Origin of the sequence: Salmonella sp. SAL03688 (assembly GCF_046551895.1) — a bacterium.
Taxonomy (GTDB): Bacteria; Pseudomonadota; Gammaproteobacteria; order Enterobacterales; family Enterobacteriaceae; genus Salmonella; species Salmonella enterica.
Genome location: NZ_JBGDVI010000027.1, coordinates 50,081 through 56,228, shown reverse-complemented (window position 1 = coordinate 56,228; position 6,148 = coordinate 50,081). Strand labels below are relative to the sequence as shown.

Sequence of the window (6,148 nt, the reverse complement as noted above, 5' to 3'; positions counted from 1 at the left end):
GGATAGAGGATAATCGCGTTGGGTGCGTTTGAACTCAGTCATCATCACGTTCTCCGGATTTAAGTCTGGAACGTGTCAACGCTATTCAGGACGGGTCAGTGACTGCATGGATAAACTACTTGAGCGTTTTTTACACTACGTATCGCTGGATACCCAATCAAAGTCGGGTGTTCGGCAGGTTCCCAGCACTGAGGGGCAGTGGAAGTTACTACGTTTGCTCAAACAGCAGCTCGAAGAGATGGGGCTGGTTAACATTACATTAAGTGAAAAAGGGACGTTGATGGCGACGCTCCCGGCCAATGTTGAGGGGGATATTCCCGCCATTGGTTTTATCTCCCATGTGGATACCTCTCCGGATTTCAGCGGTAAAAACGTTAACCCGCAGATTGTCGAGAATTATCGCGGCGGCGATATAGCATTAGGGATTGGCGAGGAGGTGTTGTCACCCGTGATGTTCCCGGTACTGCATCAATTACTGGGACAGACGCTGATTACTACCGATGGTAAGACATTGCTGGGCGCGGACGATAAAGCCGGCGTTGCGGAGATCATGACCGCGCTGGCGGTGCTGAAAGGTAATCCTATTCCCCACGGCGACATTAAAGTGGCGTTTACGCCTGACGAAGAGGTAGGGAAAGGCGCGAAGCACTTCGATGTTGAGGCCTTTGGCGCGCAGTGGGCATATACGGTCGACGGCGGCGGCGTGGGAGAACTGGAGTTTGAAAACTTCAATGCCGCCTCGGTGAATATCAAAATCGTCGGCAATAACGTGCATCCTGGTACGGCGAAAGGCGTGATGGTCAATGCGCTGTCGTTGGCGGCGAGGATTCACGCGGAAGTGCCGGCGGATGAAGCGCCTGAAACCACCGAAGGTTACGAAGGGTTTTATCATCTGGCCAGCATGAAAGGCACCGTTGACCGGGCCGAAATGCACTACATCATTCGCGATTTCGACCGTAAGCAGTTTGAAGCGCGTAAACGCAAAATGATGGAGATTGCCAAAAAAGTCGGTAAGGGGCTGCATCCGGACTGCTATATCGAACTGGTGATTGAAGACAGTTATTACAATATGCGCGAAAAAGTGGTTGAGCATCCGCATATTCTCGATATCGCCCAGCAGGCCATGCGTGACTGTCATATTACGCCGGAGATGAAACCAATTCGCGGCGGTACAGACGGGGCGCAACTGTCGTTTATGGGCCTGCCGTGTCCTAATCTCTTTACCGGCGGATATAACTATCATGGTAAACATGAGTTTGTGACGCTGGAGGGGATGGAAAAAGCGGTACAGGTGATTGTACGTATCGCGGAGCTGACGGCGAAGCGCGGCCAGTAGCGAATGTTACGCATTGTGGTGAAGCGTTTTATTATTTATGGCGGGATATTTTCCGCCATAAATTTTTCTGCCTGGAGCGCCGAATATCCGCCTTCCTGGTCCCAGCGCCAGCAACAATCTGCAGCATGTTTTATGACCGGCGATGAAACCTGCATGACGTTTATTGATGATGCGGTGAGGCTGGCCTCGCGGCAATATGGCAAACGCTCAATACAGCTTGTTCGTAGCCTGCTATTACAAAGCGATATTTATCAATGGCTGGGTAAACCTGAATTAACGCCGCAAATGCTGCTGCGAGCGCGGGCAATCATGAAAATATTTCCGGCGGGCACTTATCCGGGCGATCGGGCCGATATGTTTGAACACCTTGCGGCCTTTAATGTTTACAGTGACGATCGCCATATAGAGTATTCATCTACAGAGCAGTGGCGATACGAGATCAAGGTTGATTACCGTCAGCGAATAGCCTGGCAAGAGCAGGCATTAACGTGGCGTCTTAAAGACAAAAAGGCATCGACGGAGGCATTGGTTTATACCTTAAACAGGATGCGCGACGCTTATTCTGATGCGCTGGAAGAGCGGGATGTCGAATGTGATAGTGCGCGTAAAGCCTATTATTTGGCGAAGATAGACGCAACGGAGCGGCAGTGGTTGGGCGTTATTTTACGGGATAAAACCTGGGATAATCGTGAGCGCGTCGCCTTTTTTTTGCAGCAGAAAGCGGATATTGCTTATAATGCAGGACATATTAGCGAGGCGATTAATGCGCTAAGTCAGGCGCTAAAAATTAAGCAAACGCTTTATGGCGCCGAATTCGGCGAAATGACGGTTGACAGCAATAATCTTGCTGGCTTTTATGCACAGGGCCATCATTATAAGGAAGCGAAAGATCTCTACCTTAAACTTATCGCGTATTACCAGAGCCGTTTAACGCCAATGGCGACGGTAATATCACGATTACGCTTTTATTTGCCCGAAAACATCGACCTGGACAGTACCTCCCCCTATCTCCCATTGCTGGAAGAATATAAACGTCGGCAGTCTGACGTATCAATGGTGTTGTATGGTATTTCGCTGCTTTATAAGAATAATCAACAGTTTGAACAAGCAAAAGACTTTGCGGAACGCGCCTTTACGCTTGATGCCGTAGCTTATCCAGCAAAGATGCAGTATGAACGATTACAGCAACTGGCTAATATTGCCGAAGGTCTTGGAGATAACGTACTGGCGCGGCGCTATCGGCAAATGTCATTTCGCCATCGAATGGCCCACTCGATTTATCCGGGCGATCCGCAATATAACGATTTCGCCAAACCTGGCGGCGATCGTTGTGGATAGTTTGCGTCAGCCCGGCGGTCGCCGGGCATTGCGATGTTCTTATCCTTCGAAAAACCAGTACCCGCTATTTACCAGTGCCGCCAGCATAGCGAGGAAGGACGGGTCTTCCAGCGCATCGCCGAAGTTTTCAGCGGTCAGTGCAATATGACTGGCGAGCGCCTCCAGAGCGGGGCGATGCGGAGAGTCTATTTTTTCGCCATTCGCATAGACCTCATCGCCGATACGCAATACGCGAAGCCCGCCGAGACGTACTAATACCTCGCCTTGCTTTAAGGCATCGTAAATTTCATCCGGCTGATACGGCGGTTCCGGCGGCGCAATATCCAGTTCGTGGCGTGACTGAGAGAGAAACTCGCCAAGCCACTGTTGGAAATGCGCGGGTTGATTGATCAAATCGAGCATCATATTACGCAGTTTATCCATCTCCTGCGGCAGGATATCCGCCGGATGCTTGCGGGACGGCATATCCGGATCGCTGTAGTATGTATTGCCCAACTCCCGTTGCAGGACGTAATCGGCAAAACCGCTGATCAGCTCACGGCTATTGGGCGCGCGAAAACCGACCGAATAGTTCATGGCGTTTTCCAGCGCATAGCCTTCATGCGGGAATCCTGGAGGAATATACAGAATGTCGCCCGGCTCCAGCTCTTCATCAATAATGGCCTCGAACGGATCGACTTGTAACAGGTCGGGATGTGGGCAGTGCTGACGCATTTGCAGCTTTTCGCCCACGCGCCAGCGACGGCGACCGGTTCCCTGGATAATAAACACATCATACTGATCCAGATGCGGGCCAACGCCGCCGCCGGGAACGGAAAAGGAGATCATCAGATCGTCGATACGCCAGTCCGGCAGAGCGCGGAACGGGCGCATCAAGGCGGCGGTGGGTTCGTGCCAGTGGTTTACCGCCTGTACCAGCAGCGACCAGTTGCTCTCACCCAGATGATCGTAGCTTTCGAAAGGGCCATGGCTGACCTGCCATTTGCCATCCTGATGGCTAACGAGACGACTGTCGATTTCGCTTTCCATCGCCAGCCCCGCCAGCTCATCCGGCGAGAGCGGATCGATAAAGTTGCTAAACCCACGTTTTAAGACCACCGGGCGTTTTTGCCAGTGGCGTTCAAGAAAGTCGGGCCAGTTAAGAGTTAATTGGTATTCCATGTTAAGTATCCGCAGGCTGGTATCTGACACCGATTATAACGGATGCTTAACGAGATGCGTGGAAGAACGCACAGAAATGTTTATTCCTCTTTCTGTGTGGGATGCTGTCGGCCAAAAACGACCTCCATACGGGCACCGCCGAGCAGACTGTCGCTGGCAATGATTTGCCCGGCGTATTGTTCCGTAATCTCGCGCGCGACAGCCAGCCCCACGCCTTGTCCTGGTCGTAGGGTATCGGCGCGCTGACCGCGATCAAACACCAGGGAACGTTTGCTGTGGGGAATGCCTGGGCCGTCATCTTCGACGAAAATATGCAAATGATCGTCGGTCTGGCGAGCCGAAATCTCGACAAACTCCAGACAATATTTACAAGCGTTGTCCAGTACGTTGCCCATCACTTCGACAAAGTCGTTTTGCTCGCCGACAAAACTGATTTCTGGTGAAATATCCATACTGATATTCACCCCTTTACGCTGATAAACTTTATTTAGCGCAGAAATCAGGTTATCTAACAACGGCGCGACGGGATGCAGTTCGCGGCTTAACAACACGCCGCTACCGCGCATACTGGCGCGATGCAGATAATAGCCGATCTGCTGGGAAATCCGGCTGATCTGTTCCAGCATCACCGGTTCAGCTTTGCTGACGCTCATCTTTTCGTTGCGTAAAGAGCGTAACGTACTCTGCAAAACCGCGAGCGGCGTTTTTAAACTGTGCGTCAGGTCAGTCAGGGTCGTGCGGTATTTGTTATAACGTTCACGCTCGCTTTTGAGCAGTTGATTAAGGTTGCGCACAAGGCTGGTCAGCTCACGCGTCGTCTCCGGATTGAGCATTTCGCGGTGATGATCTTCAAGCTCGCGGACTTCCCGCGCCAGCGCCTCGATAGGGCGTAAGCTCCACCAGGCGGCGATCCACAGTAAAGGAATGACTAACAGTAAATTGGCGGCCAGCACGTATACGAACCAGCTCCACACCATATAGGAGCGTTTTAGTTCTATCGGAATGGTATCGACCACCACGATGGTTAACTGCGGCATCCGCGCCGTGGCAGGATAAATATTTACCGCTACCGAGTGGGTCATCTCGGCATCATCGTCATCTTCACGTACTTCTTTGAGTTTTTCCTGCGCGGAATGGTCTTCGCTCAACAGCGTGCTGGTGGCGTCTACGTTGGTTTCAATTTCATGGAAGCCGTTCGTTTTTAACCATTCCGGTTGAATGCTTTTAATCAGCCAGGGAATGTTGCGCTGCGTCCATAATAATTTGCCCGTTTCATCGTAAATCAGCGTCATGGTCGGGCTTTGCATGTCCAGATTTTCAGGCAGCTCAACGCTGATTTTATTATTTTCCCATTTGGCGAGGGTATAAAACAGGTTGCTTTCGCCGCGCAGCAAACGAAAGGTGGTTTTATCAAAACTTACGCTATAGCCGACCAGCGCCACTATGCCATATGCCAAAGAAAGCACCAGCACGACGCCGGCTGTCGCCAGCAAAAAACGAACCCGCAGCGACAGCGGCAGAAAATGGCGAGCAAATTTATTCATTAGCGCAATTCAAAAAGATATCCTTGTCCGCGTACGGTGGTAATGACATCGTGCGGATACTGGGCCTGTATTTTTTTCCGCAGACGCCCCATGAGAACATCAATGGTATGACTTTCCCGCAGTTCCGCATCCGGATACAGTTGAAGCATCAGCGAATCCTTGCTGACCACTTTACCGTTGTTACGGATAAGCGTTTCCATAATGGTGTATTCGAACGCCGTGAGTTTGATGACCTCTTCATTGACGGATAATTCCCGACGTGAGAGATCCACCTGGAAAGGCGGGATGTTGATCACCTGGGAGGCCAGACCGCTATTACGGCGCATTAACGCCTGCATACGCGCCATTACCTCTTCGATGTGGAATGGCTTCGTTACGTAGTCATCGGCCCCGGAGCTGAGAACCTCGACTTTATCCTGCCAGCCTTCGCGCGCGGTTAACACCAGAACCGGCAGTGAAACATCACTGCTGCGCCAGCGGCGTATCAAGGAAAGGCCGTCTTCATCCGGCAGACCTAAATCGACAATAGCGATATCCGGAAGGTGTTCATTAAGGTAGTAATCAGCTTCCCTGGCATCTTCTGCGGCATCGACCTGGTGACCTGAATCCTGGAGCTGAACCTTCAGGTGGTGGCGTAATAATGCATTATCCTCTACAACCAGTACGCGCATCATCTCTTCTCCCTTGTGTTAACAATAAGAACAGTCTAGCGTTGATTATGGTGCTTTGGGGATAAACAGTTAATAAACCAGACAAATAGTCACCCTCT

At 51.3% G+C, this 6,148-nt stretch carries 5 protein-coding genes; 2 read left to right on the top strand and 3 right to left on the bottom strand.

From position 1 onward, the window contains the following. The first annotated feature begins 106 nt into the window (after positions 1 to 106). The gene (pepT, locus tag ACLJR2_RS21110) at positions 107 to 1,336 is read left to right on the top strand and encodes a peptidase T (protein ID WP_000359422.1); all 1,230 of its coding nucleotides are present in this window, start codon (positions 107 to 109) and stop codon (positions 1,334 to 1,336) included. 3 nt (positions 1,337 to 1,339) lie between these two features. Further along, complete coding sequence (locus ACLJR2_RS21105) at positions 1,340 to 2,674, top strand: tetratricopeptide repeat protein (RefSeq protein WP_000944533.1); 1,335 nt, start codon at positions 1,340 to 1,342, stop codon at positions 2,672 to 2,674. 39 nt (positions 2,675 to 2,713) lie between these two features. Here the strand turns inward: ACLJR2_RS21105 and roxA are convergent, their stop codons facing one another. From roxA to phoP, 3 genes are all read right to left on the bottom strand, one after another. Next, the gene (gene roxA / locus ACLJR2_RS21100) at positions 2,714 to 3,835 is read right to left on the bottom strand and encodes a [50S ribosomal protein L16]-arginine 3-hydroxylase (RefSeq protein ID WP_000456514.1); all 1,122 of its coding nucleotides are present in this window, start codon (positions 3,833 to 3,835) and stop codon (positions 2,714 to 2,716) included. Between the two features lie 80 nt (positions 3,836 to 3,915). Beyond that, positions 3,916 to 5,379: a two-component system sensor histidine kinase PhoQ gene (phoQ, locus tag ACLJR2_RS21095; RefSeq protein ID WP_001031687.1), complete on the bottom strand. Its 1,464-nt coding sequence runs from the start codon at positions 5,377 to 5,379 to the stop codon at positions 3,916 to 3,918. Beyond that, positions 5,379 to 6,050 carry a two-component system response regulator PhoP gene (gene phoP / locus ACLJR2_RS21090; RefSeq protein ID WP_001537766.1) on the bottom strand — a complete coding sequence of 224 codons (672 nt, stop codon included), beginning with the start codon at positions 6,048 to 6,050 and terminating at the stop codon, positions 5,379 to 5,381. The genes phoQ and phoP overlap by 1 nt, the downstream gene beginning before the upstream one ends. Positions 6,051 to 6,148 lie beyond the last annotated feature (98 nt).

Bases quoted from the DNA above. Each gene is read 5' to 3' on its own strand.
- pepT (WP_000359422.1), top strand. From the start codon at position 107: ATGGATAAACTACTTGAGCGTTTTTTACACTACGTATCGCTGGATACC.
- ACLJR2_RS21105 (WP_000944533.1), top strand. From the start codon at position 1,340: ATGTTACGCATTGTGGTGAAGCGTTTTATTATTTATGGCGGGATATTT.
- roxA (WP_000456514.1), bottom strand. From the start codon at position 3,835: ATGGAATACCAATTAACTCTTAACTGGCCCGACTTTCTTGAACGCCAC.
- phoQ (WP_001031687.1), bottom strand. From the start codon at position 5,379: ATGAATAAATTTGCTCGCCATTTTCTGCCGCTGTCGCTGCGGGTTCGT.
- phoP (WP_001537766.1), bottom strand. From the start codon at position 6,050: ATGCGCGTACTGGTTGTAGAGGATAATGCATTATTACGCCACCACCTG.